Source organism: Rhodopirellula maiorica SM1, assembly GCF_000346295.1.
In the GTDB taxonomy this organism is placed as follows: domain Bacteria; phylum Planctomycetota; class Planctomycetia; order Pirellulales; family Pirellulaceae; genus Novipirellula; species Novipirellula maiorica.
Window position 1 is genome coordinate 1 of the sequence record NZ_ANOG01000955.1, and the last position, 1988, is coordinate 1988.

The following is a 1988-nucleotide window of genomic DNA, read 5'->3' on the forward strand; positions in this document are numbered from 1 at the left end:
ATAAAATCGCGACCAACGCTCGGCCCAATATTGATGGAAACGCGGATCGACAAGCAGTGATTCAAGGTGAGCGTGTTCGCGCCGCGATTCCGGCATCGCCTCGAGTCGCCGAATCTCTTCGAGCGACAGCCCGCTGCCGACCAATGCCAACGACATCCGTCGACAGATGGTTAGCCAGTCGGCATCTTCGGCTCGTCTGATCCCCGCATCGTCCCAATCGCGAACAAGACTGGACTCGATTGCCGCCATCGAATCACGCAAGCCATCGTCCCGCTTGGTTGCGGATTCAAAACGCGATGCCGGATCCAAGGTTTGAGGATTCGCTGCGGTGATCTCAGCCAGCGGCAGACCTGAATCGCTCGCGGCGTTCTTTTTATCTTCGGCCTCGTTCTTTTTGTCTTCGGCCTCGTTGCCGCTAAAATTAGTTTTTGCGACGGGATCAAGATGCGTCTTTGTTGATCGATCCGAAAATCCCGCTGCCAAATAACCGAACGCGATCAGGACCAGCAACCCAAACCAACCGTAGCGGACGATCGTCATCAAAGCCCATTTCATTGGTTTTCGCATCCGATGTTGACAGAAAAAGAGAGGCACTGCGCAGACGTTATTCGCCGAGTGAATGCCAATCTTGCCAACTATCTATCATAAGTCGGGAATTTTGAGACGGGGCTGTTTTTGATCGGCGACATCGCCGATTCCAAGTTCTATACATTGATGTATTTGAATCAAACGCATTCTCGGCCTCGCTGCATTCCCACGCGGTGCCGCCGCCCTACGAAAAAGCTCGCTTGCTATGGATATTACCCCGTCACCGCCACGCTCTTTGCCTCCGAGCGAAGCTAGCGATCCATTTTTTGAGCCCTACGACCGCGACCAAATTGCCTATGGTGACCAGCCCTCGGCGGCACTTGCGGCCTACCTCCAACAGGTTCCCCGTAGCGGCAAAGCACTCGATTTAGGCGCCGGTGCCGGCCGTGACACGGTCGCATTGGCCAAAGCTGGCTACGACGTCCTGGCGGTAGACCTAAGTCATCGCGGGTTACAGCGAATCGAGCAACGCGCCAAAGCGGCAAAGACCGCAGGAAAAGTGCAAACATTGGCAGTCGATGTCCGCGAAGTGCTGATGCCAGAAAATACGTATGATGCAATCGTCGCCACCACCGTGTTAGACCATATTCCGCTCCGCGATGCTGTGATGCTGTGGGACCGAATGGCCAAGTCACTGACCGAGACAGGGATTTTGTATGTCCAGGTGCACACCACCGAAGACCCGGGCAGCGATCAATCGCCGGGCCGCGAAAGCGATGCTCCGGTAAGCGAAACGGCCGGCGCGGTGATCAACTATTTCCCTCCCAATCAATTAGCTTTATGGGCAGCGAATCCGAAAAGCCGACTGCGGATCCTGCGTTACGAAGAATGTCTCGAGTGGGATTACACGCACGGGCCAGAGCATCTTCATGGCAAAGCCATTTTGTTAGCGACCCGCGCTGGGGCTCACCCGCCCTGGTATGGCCACCCCGCCATGTTTCCTCGGCGATAGCCAGCAAGCACCTTGGTGATAGGCATCCCGCATCGCGCGGTAGAATTTTTATCATCAAAAATTGGCTAAAAGGGCTGCCGATCGCGATACGAAATGCCGAACAAGGACATTCAAGCCCGTTTTTCCCCAGTGGTTTTGTTGGTTTTCGCGGGGCGATGTTAAGTTTCGCGGGGGCGATTTGGGGGTGAACCGAGCCCAAGAATGCGTGTCCAAAGGGCAGCAGAATTGTGGTTGGCGATCGATTGGATTGCTCAAATCCAAAAAAATCGTCAGAATCCTTGTGTTTCAACGCCGGTGGGGCGGTTTCCGTCTTGCCCCATATCGCTGGATCGCTACACTCTGCCCTTCTGAAAGTGAAAAGGTTGACTCGAAGACCGAGCGACAGAAATTGGAAATTCCGATTTTCTGACGTATTCAAACCGTTTGCTGCCGTTAACAAACGCACGAA

The 1988-nt window shown here is 54.4% G+C and carries 2 protein-coding genes; one reads left to right on the top strand and one right to left on the bottom strand.

Annotated features, from left to right (window positions below):
• Positions 1–567, bottom strand: a 567-nt coding sequence (locus RMSM_RS30545) for a DUF1549 domain-containing protein (protein WP_144058079.1), incomplete at its 3' end; no start/stop codon positions are given.
• Positions 568–793: 226 nt separating this feature from the next.
• Here RMSM_RS30545 and RMSM_RS30550 point away from each other — a divergent pair.
• Complete coding sequence (locus tag RMSM_RS30550; RefSeq protein WP_052031878.1) at positions 794–1540, top strand: class I SAM-dependent methyltransferase; 747 nt, start codon at positions 794–796, stop codon at positions 1538–1540.
• The last annotated feature ends 448 nt before the right edge of the window (positions 1541–1988 follow it).